The following is a 17,323-nucleotide window of genomic DNA, read 5'->3' on the forward strand; positions in this document are numbered from 1 at the left end:
CCATGCCGCTACTTATCACCGCTCAAGGTCCAAACTGATACAGATCCTGCCGGGCAGTAAAACTCGGCCCAGCCTGTTTCATTGATTGTTATTTCCGCCGCATGTTTTCCCAAAATATCTTTAAATATTTTACCTGCATAGCGCTGGCCTATTTCCATCATTTTAGTTCCTTCTTCGCCATTGCTGCATACCACGGCGCAACCATGGTGTTCATCGTCACCCTCTCTCGTCCAGCCGATACAATTAGCATGATCAAAATAATCACGCTGCATTCCATAGGCATTGTTTACCCTTGCCTGCATCAGTAACTCGATTCCCTCTACCTTATCCAGAAATATTTCATAGTCCTGCCCATCTTTTCCTTTATCGGTGTAACTGCATCCAACCAGGTCGGGATAAAATATACAGGGATACCCATCCACCCTTAATAAAATAAGTGCATAGGCGATCGGTTTAAACCAGGGTTCTACCGGGGCTTCCAGTGCCTGCAACGGTTGTGTATCATGATTATCCACCACTGTTACGGCCAGCAACGGGTTGGCCTTTACCAGGCTGTCATCAAAAATAGTCCGCATATCAAAGTCGCTGCCACTGTTGGATGCATTGTGTAAGTTATGGTGCAGGGCTGCATCAAACAAACTCATATTGCCTTCTGTCATCTCAATATACTTCAGCAACAGTGGCAGTCTGCCTGGTGCCCAGTATTCGCCTACGGCGAATATTTCCTTGCCTGTTTCTTTCCTTAGCCTTACCAGCCATTCGTTAAAAAATTTGGGCGAAATGTGTTTTACAGCATCCAGCCTTACACCGTCAAATGCCACCATATCATGGTACCATTTTCCCCAACTTGCCAGTTCATCCCTTACCGCAGCATTCCTGAATTCAATGTCGCAATACATCAGGTAATCATAATTTCCTTTTTCGTCATCCACCATGGCTTCCCAATCACTGCCATGTTCATTCAGCAACGAGTAAATAGCGGTTTCGCCCGTCGCATGATTGTAATCTACCCCGGTAAAACAGCGGTAGTCCCATTTAAAAGAAGAATATTGTTCTTTGCGGCCGGGAAATAAAAATTTGGTATAAGCTTCAATTTCTTCCGGCTCTGCAAGCGGCTGATTCCGGTCTTCTTCATTCACTTTCACCGCCATCACTTTTTCAGTTTCATCACCACCTGCCTTATGATTGAGCACAACGTCTGCTATCACTTGTATGCCGGCACTTTGTAACGCATTCACTGCAGCCAGGTATTCTTCCTTGTTACCATATTTGGTTCGCACAGTGCCCTTTTGATCAAACTCGCCGAGGTCGTATAAATCATACACATCATAGCCTGTACTATAACCTCCACCAGCGGCTTTATACGCGGGTGGCAGCCATGCACTGGTTATGCCAAGCTTTGCCATTTCCAGGGCTTTTTCTTTTATCTCTTTCCATAAACTATTATCGGAAGTGTACCAGTGAAAATACTGGATCATGGTGCTGTTTTGCATTGTTGCCGGGGGTTTTTGCTGTGCATTAAAGCAAAGAATAAGCCATGCGGTAAAACAGTCAATTTGTTTCAGGTGTAAGCCTTTCATCAATAGTAATACATGAACAAGCAAGTAATAACCGTAGCATTTTTTCCACAATATTTAGTGAACTAAAGTTTTACATCAGCAACAGACTATGCTGACTTGCGGTATGCAGGTTGCGCCATACACGGTTAATTTCTGTTGCAGGGTTGGCAGCCTGCAGACCACAATAAGGGTATATTTCATCTACTGATTGCCGGGCAATTGCAGCGAGGTTCCTGCTTGCATTGGCTACAGCATTTAATAGTTGTTCCTGCTCCCGCTGTTGCAACAAATGCGCCCGCCATGATTGATCAATGGCTGTATAAAAATCGTTTCTTGCTGTCTGTAGTGCTGTGTGGCCCGTCATCCATCTGTCCAAAGAAAGTGTTATTGCATTTGTTCCATGGTTAGCCGGCTGGCATAGATCAAAAAAACGCATGGCCATACCCGAACTGTTAACTGCCAGCGTTGCTTCCGCCAGTTGCTGAAACGGATACATGTAAACGGGCAGCTGCAATATGGCCGATGCACCTGCAATAATAAAGCTCCGGTTTTTCGGGACCCGCAGTCGCTGTACCCCAAAACTATTGCTGGCCGTAGCAATCATACCTATCGTCTTCCAGGTAGGATGCAGACTTACCTCCTTTCTTAAAAACACAAAGCTTTTTATCACCGGGCTACCATCATTATTTTGCAACGGCTGGTCATCTTTTTCTATCACGCAGTTACCGGTAAAAGCAGTGGCCATAAAACCGCCCGTGGCGTAGTTCCAATGACCGGTTACTTCATAGGCATCTCCCAAATCTGTTGCCTTGCCCGTAGCTCTTCCACTACCGGCCAGGCAAACTTGCGGATTTGAAAAAAGTTCTTTCGCCAGCGTGGGATCGAGGAATCCTACAAACCAATTGGCACCGCTGCAGAGTGTAACTGTCCAGGCAGTGCTGCCGTCTGCCCATGCCAGGCCTTCTTCTTTTTGCAGTGCTTCAGGCAATGATAACTGCAGGCCACCAAATGTTACCGGTACAAAAAGCTTCAGCCATTTTTGTTGGTGAATAACGGATACCTGCTCCGGATGCAGGTGTTGTAATTGTTCCGCCGCCGCAGCATATTCAATGATAGTGCCTGCAACGGCAGCATCAATAAAAGATGCAGGATGAGGTATGGGTAGTGTTTGTATCATCGTCATACTGTAACGGTACTTGTAAACTGATTTTCTTTTTTTTTGGCAATTTTTCTCCATTCAATAAATCCCTGTATGGCAACTATAAAAAGAAAAATGGTGAGGCCGCTGTACAACAGTAAATGTTTATACACCAATAATGGAATGGCGAACAGATTGGAGATGTTGAGCAATATCCAGTTTTCAATTTTACGTTTGGCCAGCAACCACATGCCTGCCCAGGCGGTGGCACTTACCCAGGCATCCCACGCCGGCACAGCTGACGGGGTGAAGTTTTTTAAGCTGTAATATAGAATTGTAAATGCCGCTACCACAATCAACACAACTGTTCTCCATTCGCTACGGCTGCACCAGCTCACTTCTACGGCCGGCTCATCCTTCTTTTTTATCCAGTACCACCAGCCGTAGATGCTCATCGCCAGGTAATACCCGTTTAACAACCCTTCGGCATATAATCCTGCCGCAACCAATACATAAATTGAAATAACGGTACTGGCAATACCTGTGGGATACAACCATATTTTATTGGCTTTGGCATACAAAACTTCTGCCACGCCAAAGGCTACTGCCAGCCATTCCATCAAGGTTGTTTCTTTCATTTGAAGCAGCAGCAATTGCCACCAGTGTTGTACATCCATCAGTAATAAATTAAAAACACTTTGCAGGGTGAAACAAAAACAACGGCAATAAATACAAAGTATTAACCTCTTTCCTACGCCGGCATTATCCGGATCAGGTGCATGAAATGAAACTGGTCTGTTGAAAAACAGTTTCTTTCAATGGGTATAATCTCAGCCTTTATTTCATCAATTATTATACTGCTGTCAACAATTGTAAGGCACCCCTTGAGTGTGGATGCAAAGATAGGCTGAAAAGTAATAGCCCTGGTTTGTTCCTTTGCGGAGTTCCCGCTTTTTAAAACGGTTTCATTTTTGATTGCTGATATAATTTTTACTACCTTGATCAATGAGTAAACATACTTTCATCCGAAGAATAAATTATGAAAATAGCAACCTATAATGTAAATGGTGTTAACGGCCGGCTACCCGTTTTACTACGCTGGCTGAAGGAGACTTCTCCGGACGTAGCCTGCCTGCAGGAACTGAAAGCTCCGGATGAAAAATTTCCGCTGCAGGCTATTAATGATGCCGGCTATGAAGCTATCTGGCATGGGCAAAAAAGTTGGAACGGCGTAGCCATACTCTCCCGCATGGGGAAAATTAAAGAAATTCGCCGGGGACTGCCCGGCGACCCGGATGACACCCATAGCCGTTACCTTGAAGCGATTGTAAATGATGTGATCATTGGCTGTCTATACCTGCCCAATGGCAACCCGGCTCCGGGTCCGAAGTTTGATTATAAATTGCGTTGGTTTGAACGATTCACCGAACATGCAGCTGAATTACTGGCTTCGGATAAGCCGGTAGTGCTCACCGGCGATTACAATGTGATGCCAACCGAACAGGATGTATACAAGCCGGAACGATGGGTGGATGATGCCCTGTTCAGACCAGAAACACGTGCTGCTTTTAAAAAGCTGGTAGCACAGGGCTGGACAGACGCCATCCGAAAATTATATCCGGACGAAACCATCTATACTTTCTGGGATTATTTCCGCAATGCCTACGGCCGCAATGCAGGGCTGCGCATAGATCATTTTTTGCTGAGTCCGAAAATTGCCAGACGCCTTACCGCTGCTGGTGTGGACCGCGACGTACGTGGCTGGGAAAAATCAAGTGACCATGCACCGGTGTGGATTGAATTGTAAAAGCTGCAGAACTTCCTGTTGTTTCGGCAATGCTGAGTGCTAAGAAATTTCTTCTATCATAAAATAGTAAATAAACATCCTGATGTCCGATCAACAAGTACTTATCATCCAAATGATACTCGACAGCTGGAACCAGCAAATCAGCAAAACCGCCACCCTGATAAATAGTCTTACAGATGAGCAGCTGATGCAGGAAGTTGCCCCTGGCCGCAACCGTGGTATTTACCTCTTCGGGCATTTGATAGCTGTGCACGACCGGATGCTGCCATTGCTAAATTTATCAGAACAATTGTACCCGGAATTAAATGACCCCTTTCTCGACAAACCAGACAGGGCAGTGGCCACTATTCCGACCCTTGCAACATTACGGGCTCAATGGAAAACAGTGCATGCAGCACTCGCCATACATTTTGAAAGTATGCGGCCTGAAGGCTGGCTGTTAAAACACAAGGCCGTTTCTGAAGAAGCGTTTGCAAAAGAGCCGCACAGGAACCGGCTGAATGTGATTCTGAACAGAACAAATCATTTGTCGTACCATTACGGGCAACTCGCTTTTCTAAAAAAATAACAGGGTGCGTTTTAAATTCCTGCCTCTGCAAATCTTCTAACGGCAATTCTTTTCTTTCTCCGCTGAATGCTCCACAAGTCCACTGTAGTAAAGGTTCTTCCCTTTGCTCCACTATCAGTGTTTGCAATGTCTTCATGCACTTCTTCTGTAAGTACATTCATTTCTTTTTTGTTTACCGGCACAAATAAACCGGGTAGTAGCTTTTTCATAATAATTATTTTTTTGCGTTAATTTTTAATTTACAGCACAAATTTTCTATTGTTTTTTTGGGATTCAAATAACAAGTGAAATGAATTGCTGAAAGCACCTGATGAATTGAGTATAAAAGTGATAGCAAGCGTTCTGCGAAGGGTCTTTCGAAATAAAGATGGCCGGTACTTATCTTGATTCCAGGCTGCAACCGTTCTGTACAAATATGAATTTTAGCAAAACTTTATTCCCTGTAAATTAAGACGATTATAAAGTCATTTTCTTGAATTAATGTTGTAATGTGTGTAATTTTTGCCACAAAATCACTGTACTTAAGCACTGATGTGTTATCGTTATTACATCGCAAACAACAATAAATAATTGGCATTTATTTTGAAAAAATCCTATCGCAGTTTACTACTTCATTATTTTTTTACATGAGATTCTTCTGCCTTAATTAAAGGTTTATGTAATCACGTAATGTTTCCGGACAGCACTTAAACAAATTTTTTGCTGCGTTAATACTGCTGCATTTAACCTGGTGGAGGTATTGAATGAACGGGCAGGTTTTTTGAATACGGCACTTTAAATTATTTTGATTATGGCTACAGCATTGTCAACTAAAAAGGATACAAAAATCCGCCTGCAAAAAAGCCCCACGGGCATTGCAGGTTTGGATGAAATAACTGAAGGAGGCTTACCTAAAGGCAGACCTACATTAATTTGTGGGGAAGCAGGCGCAGGAAAGACGCTTTTTGGTATTGAATTTATAGTAAAAGGCGCCACGCAGTTTAATGAACCTGGTGTTTTTGTTGCCTTTGAAGAAAAGTCGGATGAACTTGCGGCCAACGTAGCCTCGCTGGGGTTTGACTTAAAAAAACTGGTGCAGGAAAAAAAGGTGCGGCTGGATTATGTACACATAGAAAGAAGTGAGATTGAAGAAACGGGCGAGTACGACCTGGATGGACTTTTCATTCGGCTTGGGTATGCGATCGATGCAATAAAAGCAAAGAGGGTTGTACTGGACACACTGGAAAATTTATTCAGCAGCCTGAGCAATGAAGCTATTTTGAGAGCTGAATTACGCAGGCTGTTTGAGTGGCTGAAAACGAAAGGTGTTACTGCTATTGTTACCGGAGAAAAAGGCAGCAACCAATTGACAAGGCAGGGACTGGAAGAATATGTTTCGGACTGTGTAATCCTGCTGGATCACAGGGTACAAAATCAAATTTCTACCCGCAGGTTAAGGGTTATAAAATACCGGGGCAGTATGCATGGTACCAATGAATATCCGTTTCTAATCGATAACAATGGTATTTCGGTATTACCCGTAACATCACTTACCCTGGAAAATAAGGTGTCCTCCCAACGTGTTTCTACCGGCATCCCGTCACTGGATAATATGCTGGGCGGACAGGGATTCTTTAAAGGCAGCAGCATACTGGTATCAGGAACAGCAGGTACGGGTAAAACCAGTATCGCTGCACATTTTGCCAACGCTGCATGTATGCGCAGGGAGCGCTGCATTTATTTTGCATTTGAAGAATCCCCGGAACAGATCATCCGGAATATGAAATCTATTAATGTAAATCTGGAAAAACATGTAAAATCAGGATTACTGAAATTTCATGCCAGCAGGCCTACCCTGTATGGTCTTGAAATGCACCTGTTGGTGATTTACAAAATGATACAGGAGTTTAAGCCAACCACAGTGATACTTGACCCCATTACCAACCTGGTTACTGTTGGTACGGTAAGCGATATAAAAAGTATGCTGATGAGGCTGATAGATTATTTACAAAAAGAGCAAATCACCGTCTTGTTTACGGCGCTTACTTTAAATACCATTATCAATGAAAATACGGATGAAGGTGTATCGTCGCTGGTAGATGCCTGGTTATTGGTAAGGGATATAGAATTTAACGGAGAAAGAAACCGCGGGATGTATATCATGAAAAGTCGTGGAATGAAACACAGCAACCAGGTACGTGAATTTGTGATTAATGACAATGGACTGGAACTGGTAGATGTGTTTCTTGGTCCGGAAGGCGTACTTACAGGCAGTGCAAGAGTAGCGCATCAACTGATGGAAAAAACAGAAAATGCGTTGAAAGCATTTTCGCTGAACAGGAAAGACAGGGAGATCGAAAGAAAAAGCAGTATGCTGGAAGCAAAAATAAGTGGCTTGCGCAGCGAGTTTGAATCGGTAAAAGACGAGCTGAACCGTATATACCAGGAGGAGGAGCTGAAGCAGGAAGTGTTGAATCAAAACAGGGAAGCCATGATCAACCTGCGAAAAGAAAAAGTGCAGCAAAGCACAAAAAAATAGTTTTATCATTAATAGAAAATACCATGGAAGAGACCTGGCAATTAAAATTGTATGTAGCAGGCAAAACAATAAAATCAGCTGCAGCTTTAAGCAACCTTAAAAAGTACTGTGAAGAATATTTGAAGGGCAAATACAAAATTGAAGTAATAGACCTTTTAGTAAAACCACAACTGGCTGAAGGTGACCAGATATTTGCGGTGCCTACACTGGTAAAAAAAGTACCTGAACCAATCAGGAAGATCATTGGCGATCTTTCAAACAAGGAAAAAGTTTTAGTGGGACTAAACATTATTCCTGTAAACAAATCATAATGAAAAAGCAGGAATCAGTTGCAGTGGATGAGTATGTGTTAACACTATTTGTTACCGGTGCATCACCCAATTCCGTTAGGGCTATTGCTAACATCAAACGCATTTGCGAGCTATACCTGGCTGGTAATTACAATTTGGAAATTATAGATGTATACCAGCAACCATTACTGGCAGAGAAGCAACAATTAATTGCGTTACCGATGCTGTTAAAATCGTCTCCGCTGCCACAAACGCGTTTAATCGGAGACATGAGTGACACACAAAAAGTGCTGAAAGGCCTTGGCAAGAACAATGAAACAACAGATGGAATTGAAGAAAACTTATAAAGAACTTGAAGAGGAACTAGCGAAAATTTCTTTACAACTGGAGGAAGCTACGGACAGCATTGAAGCCATCCGCAGCGGGCAGATAGATGCGCTGATAGTGAAGGGAGAAAATGGGAGCCAGATTTACACCGTAAAAAGTGCAGATCAAACCTATCGCATGTTTATTGAAAAAATGAATGAAGGTGCGCTTACACTCAACATTGATGGTTTAATTTTATATGCCAACTCCCGCTTTGCTGAAATGGTGGCATTACCTTTATCTAAAGTAATCGGTCATCCCTTCATACAATTTGTACCGCAGGAATATAAAAAGGTGTTCACCGAGTCAATAAACAACGGGTGGCAGGCGCATAATAAAGGTGAAATAATCATCACAAGAAGTGATGGTCATTGCATACCTCTTTTGTTTTCGCTCAGCACACTTGAACTGGACGAAGGCATGGCATTGAATATGATATTGACAGATCTTTCCCTACAAAAAGAAGGCGAACAGCGGCTAAAAGAAACCAACGAGCAGCTTTTGAAGGCGAACAGTTATGTAGAAAGAATGAACGACGAACTGGAACTGATGGTTAAGGAAAGAACAAAAGATTTACTCATCAGCAGGGAGAATTTTAAATTCTTAGCAGACAACATACCGGTAATTGCATGGACTGCCTTGCCGGACGGAACAATCAATTATCTTAACCAGCGGTTTTATGAATTTGCCGGGGTGAATGCAAGCGAATTTTTTATGAACGATTGGATCCAGGTGATTCATCCTGAAGACAGGGAAAAGACAACTGCGCAATGGCTACATGCAATCAAAAGTGGCGAGCCCCTGGACATTGAATACCGCTTTAAGTATGCGCCTGACGACAGTTATCACTGGCATTATGGTAAAGGGCTGCCTTACAAAAACGAAGAAGGGCATATCATTGCGTGGTTCGGCACTTCTACGGATATTGAATTGCAAAAAAAGGAGCTTGAAAAAAAGGATGAATTTATCAGCATGGTAAGCCATGAATTAAAAACACCTTTAACCAGTTTAAAAGGATTTACACAACTATTGATGTTTACAAACAAGCAGGCTAAAAACAACCTGGTAGACGGGTACCTGGAGACCATGAACAATCAGATAAACAAACTCACCCGTTTGATTGCCGACCTGCTTGACATTACAAAGTCCGAGGGTGGAGAACTGCAGTTTGATAATGAACTCTTCGACTTTAATGTACTGGTAAAAGAGATTGCAGGAGAAATGCAATTGACCACCATTAAACATACTATTGAACTGGAACTTGCGAAATCGGCAAAGGTTAATGGCGACAGAGACCGCATTGGCCAGGTAATTACCAACCTTATTTCCAACGCAATTAAATACTCGCCGGCGGCGGATAAGATTATTATAAGCACCAGAATTGAAAACAATAAGATCATTTTGTGTGTGCAGGATTTCGGGATTGGCATAAGCCGCTTGCAGCACCCCAACTTATACTCCCGTTTTTATCGGGTACTTGACACTTCCGAAGCGCATACCTTTCCAGGGATGGGACTGGGATTATACATATCAAAAAATATAATTGAAAAACACATGGGTAAAATGTGGCTTGAAAGTGAACCAGGCAAAGGCGCTAAATTTTATTTTGCCCTGATGATTGCCGATAACTAACAAGCAATAGCGTGAGTTGTAATTACACCTTCAGGTTCTATGCTTTGCACCGGTTGGTATTTAACATCGGTGCTTATTTTCGCTAACGCAACGTTTACAAGTTTCAATTATTTACGAATGGCAAGTTTAACTCCCTCTATAAAACTTTCAGCTGTAATTGCAGGGATGCCATGCATTTTATAAAGCTGACGTAGGCAGCGTTGGCCGGCCACCTCATTATAATTTTTTTGGGCCGCACAGGCGCTTTTACGGATCAGTTTGGCAAACACCGGATAACAGGGTGCAACAAGCGACAAGCCGCAATAGTTAATTGAACCAAATACCGCATTGTACAGCAGGGGCTTACTTTGCCTGATACAATTCATCAGGCCGCGTGGTAGATTGCTGTATAACCAGTGAAGCTTTCAGCTGACTGGTACTGATTGTCCCATTATGCAGCAAATTACTGAGCAGGTAGCTAACGGCCAATTCTCCAATTTCTTCAAGGGGTTGCTTAATATAGGTAACAGGTGAATAGAAAAGGTCCAGCATTTCGGTATGGTCAAAACAAATTACTGCCAGGTCGCACGGTACCCGCAACGAAAGTGAATTAATCAATTTTAAACTACTTGTTGCAATTTTATTTGATCCGAACAAAACGGCATCAACCCCCGGGGTAGCTGAAAGCAGGGCGCGGACAGCATCTTCAATTTGCTGTTGGTTATTTTCAATACCAACCAGCTGCAGCCATTCTTTTTCCACCCGCACACCATTGTTTTCTAATGCCCTGATATAACCGTTTTTTCTTTCCAGTAAATGTTGTAACTCGCTGTCGTAGGTAATCATGCCAATTCTTGTTCGTCCCGTAGATAGTAAATGATGAACAGCTTCCATTGATGCAGCAAAATTATCAATGATTACATAGCTGGTTTTGATGCCGGGAAAATACCGGTCCAGCAAAACAATCGGAATATCCTTTTGCTGCAGGCTTTCAATCACAGCTTCTGATTTTGCTGGCGGAGAAAGGATGAGGCCATCTACTTTCCTGTTCAGCATGGTGTGTACCAATTTGTCAAATTTGCCGGGATCTTCATCGGAGCTACCGAAGATGGTTGTGTACTGGCATTTTTCCGCTTCATCCTCAATAATGCGGGCAAGGTTAGCCGAAAAGGGATTGGAGATATCTGCCACTATAAGCCCAATGGTATTGGTTTTATTTGTTTTAAGGCTTTTCGCCAGCTGGTTGGTACTGTAATTTAACTGTCCTGCAATATCCCTTATTTTTTGGGCTGTAGCTACGCTAATCCTGCTCGGCAGGCGGTTATTTAGCACATATGAAACGAGTGCAGCAGACACACCTGCTTTTGCCGCAATATCCTTTAATGAAACCCTCTTTTGCATGGTAATTTGTAAAAGTTATGTAAAGTCAACAACCAGCCGGCTGTTAATTCTACGTTAACCAATGGGCTTTTTTTGAATAAATTAAATTGATAACGAGTGGATTATGCAAGCAGATGGCAACGGAGCAAGCTGCGTGTTTAATCGTTTAAACAAAAGTACGTATCTTTGTGTAATTATTACACGTTAAACAAATAAATTATGGCAAACGTAATGAATGTGGGATTGATAGAATGCAGGGATGCAGCCAGGCCTTTTCAATTGGACAGTAAAAACGAATCGAACAATTTCCACATAAAAAAAGTACTGGCAAATACCAGCCATTCATTCGCCGCATATTACCCTGATGCAGAATTTGTACAGGATAAAAACGCGATTCTGCAGGATGGGTCAATTGACCTTGTAATTATTTCTTCACCTGGTCAGGAAGGAATGCACCTTGTTACTGAAGCCCTTGAAGCCGGTAAAAGTGTAAGGATACTGTAACACAGTTACACCTTTCCATACGATTATTGCTACCAGGTACACTGCTTAGCCGAATGGCCAGGCAATGTACCCCGATTGTACGCTTGTACACCCTGCATGTGCAGCAGGCCGTGTATTGCGTGTTAAACAATTGAACGATTGTCTGCCTGCAGGCAGTTGCTTAAAGCAGCAGCCGTAAAACAGGACATTAACATTCACCTTTAAAAACTAAACAAATGAAAACATTCCCCTTAAAACAATTCGTAAGAATAAAAGCAGTATTTACTACCTCGGCTGAACCGGCAGAAAGTAACCCTGCAACCTCCAAAACAGTAAACAATCGCAAAACCGCTGCGTTGCATCGAAAAGCCCATATGGGTAACTTCTTTGCAGGTCCGCACTGTGTATTTGACCCAAGGTTGTTTTAATACTATCAGAAAGGAATCTTGTTGAAATGATAGCCTTTAAACAAACAGGTGCCCCGCAAGTGCAGGGGGCCTGTTTGTTTACATCTCTGTTTCCTTTGGAGGAAATCCATAACACTTATATCCGTCATTAAAACCACGTCCGTCCTGATGGACAGAAGATGCAGGAATAATAACAACAGGTTTATCCTGAAGCAAAATCATTTAATCAAATAGCCGAAGCTGTTTTAAAAATGAGCTGTGGCGGTTTCGAAATTTAATCGTTGCAGGCGTACATGTTAAATCCTGCAAACGCACTACAACCTGCAAATATCAGGGCACTGCGACAAAAATTCTTTTCAAACCTTTCCTGATTATGCATACGTATACAAGCAAGGTGAAGGGTTAATGAAATAAACAAATAGTTATTGTAAAAAAGAGACGCGGAAAATCCTGTATATTATTGAGTAAAACCAAACAGCCTTATTTATTATTTTTCGCCTTTAGTTTTTTTTCAACCACATCCGCCGGGTACTTCAACGCCAGCTGTCGTATCTCATAGCTGAATTCTGTGAATGTTTCCTCCCATAATTTCGCTTCTTCCGGCGTATAGTTATAAAAGCCGTGCGCATTGGCAACTCCTTTGCCACCTTCCCTTACAATTTTATCAATGAGTTCCGGCACTTCGGTACCATTGTGTAAGGTTGGAAAAAGATCTTTCATTACGGTATGATATGCCGGCACGCCTGTGAGGTCCATCCAGCGAAACACGCCTACCAGCGTCATCCAGTAACCGGTATTATTGCGGCAGGCCCGGTCCACATCTTCCACTGTAGCATAGCCATTTTCCACCAGGTTTATTGCTTCCCGGTACATGGCGTACATCAGGCGGTTGGTAATAAATCCACGGATATCTTTTCTTACCAGCGTAGGTTCCTTGCCCCATTGATGCGACAGGTTGTATAAAAATTCAGCCTTTACCGGATCACTTAATTCACCGCAAATAATTTCAAGAAAACGGGTTGTATGAGATGGTTCTGCCCAATGCAATCCAAAAAAACGCTTCGGATGCAGGGTCAGCTTTTGCAAAATACTGATAGGTATTGCGGATGTATTGCTCGTTAAAATGGCATCGCTGCCAATAACTGCCTCAATCTTATTGTACACTGATTGTTTGATGATTTCGCTTTCCAGCGTGCATTCAATTACTACCTGGCAATCTTTCAGCAAGCTGTAATCTTCCGTGATAATTAATTGCTGCAGATAATATTCTGGCTGCTGTTTAATTAAGCCATGTTCTACTGAGCGAATCAAATGATCGTGGATTCGTTTAGCTGCATGTTCAAGATCGGCGGACAGTGGTGCCACCGCAACAACAGGATGTCCGGCCATGAGCAGACAGGTGGTAATACTGCAACCCATCAAGCCAAGCCCCACTACCCCAACCGAAATTTTGGTTGTATCAATTGTTTCCATTGTATTAATTTATCAATGTAAGATGAAAATGTTTTGAATCGAATTTTAGTTGGCGCCGCTTTATCATTTATCTTCCAAACTCATCACCATATTCTGCTGCATACTTTTCAAATCTTTTTATCAGCGTGATGTTTTTTCTTTCTACATCCGTAAGCATGTTTTTTACCTCAGTTGTATTGGGGATGTACCACTCTTTATTTTCAAATAACTGGCGCAGGTATTTCTTTTGAAAGCAATAGCCATGTCTTGCAAAAATTTCGTTGCGCATCTGCTCCAGTTCTTCCGTATTGAAATTGTATACATCCTCCTCTTTCAGCAGCCGTTGAGAGGCCTGCGGGTAGCTACCAACTTCAGTCCTGTAGACAAAAGCCCGGCTTTGCAGTGTATATTCTTTAGATCCCAATTCATTTGTCGGCTGGTATGGATCCCAGGTTCCGGTTAACACGCCGGGTGTTTTGTTATCGAAGGAAAATTTAAATATCCCATCATGCACTTCTCCGCCTGGTTCCTTTGCAATAACAGTAATAACGCCATCTGCTGCTGCCATCACGCCCTTAAATGGCCGGTCATTTCCTCCCACAATCGACCTGCCTTCCAGGCTATCGCCAGTAACTTTTGTAATAAGCAATGTAATCATGTTGTCGCCAAAATTCCCGGCATAAGAACCTATCACGTTCGTGCTTGCCGCAAGCGTAGCGGTTTCTGCGCCACCCGGTTCTGCAGCGGATTTCGTATTGCTGTTTTTGGACTTACAGGCAAACAGTACTACTACTGAGATAAATAAAAAAATGCTGCCGGTTTTTTTCAATCGTATCATGGCTTTATAGATTTTGGAGCGAATGCAAGCGGCAGGTATATCCATGCTGTACATCAATATCCTATTTTTGCGTATACAAAATAGGATATTGAAACCAACCTGCAAAAACATACCTGTAAAAATAGCATTGATTGTTCTGGCAGTATTCAGCTGGCTGATGCTGAAAATTGTTTTACAATATACATCGCTGGATATAAATGCCGCTTTTTTACAATTGAAACAGGCGTATATTTTAATTGATGTGTGGAGGGTTTCGTTTTATATACATGTGTTCAGCAGCATGTTTGCATTGATGGCAGGTTTCAGCCAGTTTTCAACAAAACTACTAGCAACCAAACCAAGGCTGCACCGCCGGTTTGGTTATGCATACGTAATCAATATTTTATTTGTTACCGGGCCAGCTGGATTAATAATGAGTTTTTACGCGAATGGTGGAATATACTCCCGCATTGCATTTGTATCCCTATCGGTGTTGTGGATGATATTTACATCGCTGGCTGTATTTAAAGCCTTTAAAAAAGATTTTACTGCTCACAGGGCTTTTATGATAAGGAGTTATGCATTGACTTTATCGGCGATATCATTGCGTATATGGAAAGTAATTTTGGCTGATTTCACCAACCTCGGGCCGATGGACCGTTACCGCATCATCGCCTGGCTGGGCTGGGTATTGAATTTGCTGATTGCAGAATGGATATTGATGAAGTATGTAATTAAAAGAGAGGTTGCATTCAATTGAAATGTAACTATCAATTACATCAGCTTGTTCATTTTAAAAGTCAATAAAAAAATCAACGCCGCTAGCAAAACAGTAAGGTGAATTCCGAAAAAAACATACTGTGTTACTTTCAGTAAAATACTTTTTTGACCAGCAACAATTGTATACACGGCACATGCAATTACAATTATCTCAAAGCCTAAAACAACCAACTCTCTCGTTTCAATATAGTGTTGCGTAACCATGAGTTGTCTTACAGCCCAATAAATAATAACAGAGGCGCCGGCAAGCAAGTTTACAATAGCAGTCAAAAAAGGAAGCTTATTCATCCGGTATCCGAACACCCAAACGGATAAGTGCAGAACTATTACAGCAACTACGATAATGAGCACCCATTGATCTGTCTTGTTCATAGTCGCCTGTTTAAAAATGTTTGGTTGCAGTAAAATAAAATGGCAATAGATATTTAGCGGCTTTCCGTGATTTATGAGATTTTGATTTTAAAACTACGCTATTCTTTTAGCATTTCAGTTTATAAAATCATTGCAGTGACTCAACCAAAAAATCCCCGCAACATTCGTCACGGGGATTTTGTTTCATCTATATTAATCAAAAAACAAGCAGCGTTATTAAACGCTGCAAAGACATTGACCGTTTACCAATTTTATTTCACCGTTGTCCAGATTTTTACCTGCAACATAAACATCGCTGCCTGAAACGAAAATGGAAGCTGCGTATGCATTGTTGTTGCCGCTGCCCAACGTTGTTGCCACACCATTTTTCCAATATTTCGCCTGGTAAAGAGTCCCGTTGAATTCGTAACCTGAGACATACACATCCGAGCCAGATACGAAAATACCCGTTGCATACGCACTATTTGTGCCATTGGTTAGAGCGGTAGCTGTACCATTTCCAGTACTTTGCTACATCATTACCCGATACAACTACCGAAACGGCTTGTGCATCTTTGCTTCCATCTGTCAGAGCTGTCGCCGTTCCATTTTCCAGATTTTTGCTACCGAATTATTAGCAGCATTCGCTTAAGTTCTGCACTTTTCCTGATCTGTTTTAAGTGGAAGTATCCAGGCGTAGCAAAAATGAATTTCTCAGCAGGGTAAATAAGGCAATTTGATAAACACGAATCGTGTAAAATCACTTACCAGGTTGCTTCCAATAGAGATCAAATACACTTTGAGTTATAATACCGGTTCGCCGCTGCCACAAAACAAACAAGTCATTAAGCATTTAAAAAATCAATTGCTTAATGACCTGCAACGCATGGGCGTCAATTAAATTTGTTTTTATGTATCTCTCTGCATCCTACAGAGGAATCGGCAAAAATTTAGAATCCGCATTGGCAGCTTCAGGCATTTTTCCCACTTCAGCCCATCCCGATGTGGATTCAACAATGCAGAAATTAACGAAGTTCTTCATTGCACCCAGCGAACTCTTTTTGATCGAGAACTCAATAATTTTCTTACCGCCTTTGACGGTGATTGCTGAAAAATGCATCGCATCGCTAAAGCCTGCAACAGAAGCCCAATTCCAGTCGCCGGGAGCGCCTGCATGCTGCAGTACGTCGCCCCATCCACCAACAGGACTTCCTTCGCACAAATATTCAACCCCGGAACCAGCGGGATACATCCACGTACTAAAACCTGTTGCCGGGTTATTGTCCGTGTCTATGTACAAATCAATAATCTCCATGTTCATATCCGTTGTTCCTTCAAGGTAAAAATTAATTGCCTGGCTGGATGCAAAGGTTTTGATGCCAGTCATACTGCTAACATAGGTGGCCGCATTTTCGTGTGTGTAGGGCACATACTGCCAATCACTGAAATCACCGTCAATTTTTATATTGGGTCCGATGATACTAACAGTATCAATAAACGTGTTGCTTTCGGTGCCATTTTTTACAGTGAGCGACACCAGGAAATCACCCTTTTTTGTAAACACATGCTGCGGCGTTTTGCCAGTTGAAGTAACATTGCTGCCATCTCCAAAATCCCATAGATACTCTTTTGCACCGCTGGAAAAATTGGTAAAGTTTACTTTATAGCCATCCGCCACATAACTGAATACAGCTTTCAAACCACTACCCGCTTTGTCTTTTTTACACGAGCTGCCGCTAAGCACCAGGGCAAGCAATCCAAATAAATAAATGATATTTCTTTTCATACTTTTATTT

Annotated in this window: 19 protein-coding genes and 1 riboswitch; of the genes, 10 read left to right on the forward strand and 9 right to left on the reverse strand. The window is 42.3% G+C overall.

Going from position 1 to position 17,323, the window contains the following annotated elements; translation table 11 throughout:
• Window positions 1-8: 8 nt before the first annotated feature.
• From JWR61_RS19885 to pnuC, 3 genes are all read right to left on the reverse strand, one after another.
• Window positions 9-1,493: an alpha-amylase gene (locus JWR61_RS19885; RefSeq protein WP_301929471.1), complete on the reverse strand. Its 1,485-nt coding sequence runs from the start codon at window positions 1,491-1,493 to the stop codon at window positions 9-11.
• 157 nt (window positions 1,494-1,650) lie between these two features.
• Complete coding sequence (locus JWR61_RS19890) at window positions 1,651-2,736, reverse strand: acyl-CoA dehydrogenase (protein ID WP_301929472.1); 1,086 nt, start codon at window positions 2,734-2,736, stop codon at window positions 1,651-1,653.
• Window positions 2,737-2,738: 2 nt separating this feature from the next.
• The gene (gene pnuC, locus JWR61_RS19895; protein WP_301929473.1) at window positions 2,739-3,374 is read right to left on the reverse strand and encodes a nicotinamide riboside transporter PnuC; all 636 of its coding nucleotides are present in this window, start codon (window positions 3,372-3,374) and stop codon (window positions 2,739-2,741) included.
• Window positions 3,375-3,428: 54 nt separating this feature from the next.
• Window positions 3,429-3,592: riboswitch (TPP riboswitch) on the reverse strand.
• Window positions 3,593-3,736: 144 nt separating this feature from the next.
• Here pnuC and xth point away from each other — a divergent pair.
• Window positions 3,737-4,504, forward strand: coding sequence for an exodeoxyribonuclease III (gene xth, locus JWR61_RS19900; protein ID WP_301929474.1), 768 nt, complete (start codon window positions 3,737-3,739; stop codon window positions 4,502-4,504).
• A gap of 82 nt (window positions 4,505-4,586) precedes the next feature.
• A complete protein-coding gene (locus JWR61_RS19905) occupies window positions 4,587-5,072 on the forward strand; it encodes a DinB family protein (protein WP_301929475.1) in 486 nt (161 codons plus the stop codon).
• An 11-nt stretch (window positions 5,073-5,083) separates the two neighbouring features.
• Here JWR61_RS19905 and JWR61_RS19910 read toward each other — a convergent pair whose 3' ends face one another.
• Entirely contained in the window at window positions 5,084-5,281 is a 198-nt protein-coding gene (locus JWR61_RS19910) for a hypothetical protein (protein WP_301929476.1), read from the reverse strand.
• 581 nt (window positions 5,282-5,862) lie between these two features.
• Between JWR61_RS19910 and kaiC the strand changes: the two genes are divergently transcribed.
• From kaiC to JWR61_RS19930, 4 genes are read left to right on the forward strand one after another with little or no spacing between them, the layout of a single operon-like run.
• On the forward strand, window positions 5,863-7,590 hold the full coding sequence (gene kaiC / locus JWR61_RS19915) for a circadian clock protein KaiC (protein ID WP_301929477.1): 1,728 nt from the start codon (window positions 5,863-5,865) through the stop codon (window positions 7,588-7,590).
• Between the two features lie 23 nt (window positions 7,591-7,613).
• Complete coding sequence (locus tag JWR61_RS19920; RefSeq protein ID WP_290339281.1) at window positions 7,614-7,901, forward strand: circadian clock KaiB family protein; 288 nt, start codon at window positions 7,614-7,616, stop codon at window positions 7,899-7,901.
• Window positions 7,901-8,227 (forward strand): circadian clock KaiB family protein, encoded by a 327-nt coding sequence (locus tag JWR61_RS19925; protein ID WP_301929478.1) that lies wholly within the window; start codon window positions 7,901-7,903, stop codon window positions 8,225-8,227. Before JWR61_RS19920 ends, JWR61_RS19925 begins: the two co-directional genes overlap by 1 nt.
• Window positions 8,193-9,878 carry an ATP-binding protein gene (locus JWR61_RS19930; protein ID WP_301929479.1) on the forward strand — a complete coding sequence of 562 codons (1,686 nt, stop codon included), beginning with the start codon at window positions 8,193-8,195 and terminating at the stop codon, window positions 9,876-9,878. The genes JWR61_RS19925 and JWR61_RS19930 overlap by 35 nt, the downstream gene beginning before the upstream one ends.
• Before the next feature lie 342 nt (window positions 9,879-10,220).
• On the opposite strand, the gene JWR61_RS19935 is transcribed toward JWR61_RS19930, so the two are convergent.
• On the reverse strand, window positions 10,221-11,258 hold the full coding sequence (locus JWR61_RS19935) for a LacI family DNA-binding transcriptional regulator (RefSeq protein WP_301929480.1): 1,038 nt from the start codon (window positions 11,256-11,258) through the stop codon (window positions 10,221-10,223).
• Between the two features lie 198 nt (window positions 11,259-11,456).
• On the opposite strand from JWR61_RS19935, the gene JWR61_RS19940 reads away from it, so the two are divergent.
• Together JWR61_RS19940 and JWR61_RS19945 are read left to right on the forward strand one after the other, a co-directional pair.
• Entirely contained in the window at window positions 11,457-11,741 is a 285-nt protein-coding gene (locus tag JWR61_RS19940; RefSeq protein WP_290339286.1) for a Gfo/Idh/MocA family oxidoreductase, read from the forward strand.
• Between the two features lie 215 nt (window positions 11,742-11,956).
• Window positions 11,957-12,148 carry a hypothetical protein gene (locus JWR61_RS19945; RefSeq protein WP_301929481.1) on the forward strand — a complete coding sequence of 64 codons (192 nt, stop codon included), beginning with the start codon at window positions 11,957-11,959 and terminating at the stop codon, window positions 12,146-12,148.
• Window positions 12,149-12,607: 459 nt separating this feature from the next.
• Here the strand turns inward: JWR61_RS19945 and JWR61_RS19950 are convergent, their stop codons facing one another.
• Window positions 12,608-13,600, reverse strand: a complete 993-nt coding sequence (locus tag JWR61_RS19950) for a 3-hydroxyacyl-CoA dehydrogenase family protein (RefSeq protein ID WP_301929482.1) — start codon at window positions 13,598-13,600, stop codon at window positions 12,608-12,610.
• 67 nt (window positions 13,601-13,667) lie between these two features.
• Window positions 13,668-14,417: a YARHG domain-containing protein gene (locus JWR61_RS19955; RefSeq protein ID WP_301929483.1), complete on the reverse strand. Its 750-nt coding sequence runs from the start codon at window positions 14,415-14,417 to the stop codon at window positions 13,668-13,670.
• 88 nt (window positions 14,418-14,505) lie between these two features.
• On the opposite strand from JWR61_RS19955, the gene JWR61_RS19960 reads away from it, so the two are divergent.
• Window positions 14,506-15,156 (forward strand): DUF2306 domain-containing protein, encoded by a 651-nt coding sequence (locus JWR61_RS19960; RefSeq protein WP_301929484.1) that lies wholly within the window; start codon window positions 14,506-14,508, stop codon window positions 15,154-15,156.
• Window positions 15,157-15,170: 14 nt separating this feature from the next.
• Here the strand turns inward: JWR61_RS19960 and JWR61_RS19965 are convergent, their stop codons facing one another.
• Window positions 15,171-15,548 carry a hypothetical protein gene (locus tag JWR61_RS19965; RefSeq protein WP_301929485.1) on the reverse strand — a complete coding sequence of 126 codons (378 nt, stop codon included), beginning with the start codon at window positions 15,546-15,548 and terminating at the stop codon, window positions 15,171-15,173.
• A gap of 715 nt (window positions 15,549-16,263) precedes the next feature.
• On the opposite strand from JWR61_RS19965, the gene JWR61_RS19970 reads away from it, so the two are divergent.
• Window positions 16,264-16,428, forward strand: a complete 165-nt coding sequence (locus JWR61_RS19970; RefSeq protein WP_301929486.1) for a hypothetical protein — start codon at window positions 16,264-16,266, stop codon at window positions 16,426-16,428.
• A gap of 27 nt (window positions 16,429-16,455) precedes the next feature.
• Here JWR61_RS19970 and JWR61_RS19975 read toward each other — a convergent pair whose 3' ends face one another.
• The gene (locus tag JWR61_RS19975) at window positions 16,456-17,313 is read right to left on the reverse strand and encodes a PKD domain-containing protein (protein WP_301929487.1); all 858 of its coding nucleotides are present in this window, start codon (window positions 17,311-17,313) and stop codon (window positions 16,456-16,458) included.
• Between the last annotated feature and the right edge of the window lie 10 nt (window positions 17,314-17,323).

Origin of the sequence: Ferruginibacter sp. (assembly GCF_028288465.1) — a bacterium.
In the GTDB taxonomy this organism is placed as follows: Bacteria; Bacteroidota; Bacteroidia; order Chitinophagales; family Chitinophagaceae; genus Ferruginibacter.

Bases quoted from the DNA above. Each gene is read 5' to 3' on its own strand.
- JWR61_RS19890 (WP_301929472.1), bottom strand. From the start codon at position 2,736: ATGATACAAACACTACCCATACCTCATCCTGCATCTTTTATTGATGCT.
- JWR61_RS19950 (WP_301929482.1), bottom strand. From the start codon at position 13,600: ATGGAAACAATTGATACAACCAAAATTTCGGTTGGGGTAGTGGGGCTT.
- JWR61_RS19940 (WP_290339286.1), top strand. From the start codon at position 11,457: ATGGCAAACGTAATGAATGTGGGATTGATAGAATGCAGGGATGCAGCC.
- xth (WP_301929474.1), top strand. From the start codon at position 3,737: ATGAAAATAGCAACCTATAATGTAAATGGTGTTAACGGCCGGCTACCC.
- JWR61_RS19910 (WP_301929476.1), bottom strand. From the start codon at position 5,281: ATGAAAAAGCTACTACCCGGTTTATTTGTGCCGGTAAACAAAAAAGAA.
- JWR61_RS19905 (WP_301929475.1), top strand. From the start codon at position 4,587: ATGTCCGATCAACAAGTACTTATCATCCAAATGATACTCGACAGCTGG.
- kaiC (WP_301929477.1), top strand. From the start codon at position 5,863: ATGGCTACAGCATTGTCAACTAAAAAGGATACAAAAATCCGCCTGCAA.
- JWR61_RS19955 (WP_301929483.1), bottom strand. From the start codon at position 14,417: ATGATACGATTGAAAAAAACCGGCAGCATTTTTTTATTTATCTCAGTA.
- JWR61_RS19885 (WP_301929471.1), bottom strand. From the start codon at position 1,493: ATGCAAAACAGCACCATGATCCAGTATTTTCACTGGTACACTTCCGAT.
- JWR61_RS19945 (WP_301929481.1), top strand. From the start codon at position 11,957: ATGAAAACATTCCCCTTAAAACAATTCGTAAGAATAAAAGCAGTATTT.
- JWR61_RS19935 (WP_301929480.1), bottom strand. From the start codon at position 11,258: ATGCAAAAGAGGGTTTCATTAAAGGATATTGCGGCAAAAGCAGGTGTG.
- JWR61_RS19930 (WP_301929479.1), top strand. From the start codon at position 8,193: ATGAAACAACAGATGGAATTGAAGAAAACTTATAAAGAACTTGAAGAG.
- JWR61_RS19925 (WP_301929478.1), top strand. From the start codon at position 7,901: ATGAAAAAGCAGGAATCAGTTGCAGTGGATGAGTATGTGTTAACACTA.
- JWR61_RS19975 (WP_301929487.1), bottom strand. From the start codon at position 17,313: ATGAAAAGAAATATCATTTATTTATTTGGATTGCTTGCCCTGGTGCTT.
- JWR61_RS19920 (WP_290339281.1), top strand. From the start codon at position 7,614: ATGGAAGAGACCTGGCAATTAAAATTGTATGTAGCAGGCAAAACAATA.
- pnuC (WP_301929473.1), bottom strand. From the start codon at position 3,374: ATGGATGTACAACACTGGTGGCAATTGCTGCTGCTTCAAATGAAAGAA.
- JWR61_RS19965 (WP_301929485.1), bottom strand. From the start codon at position 15,548: ATGAACAAGACAGATCAATGGGTGCTCATTATCGTAGTTGCTGTAATA.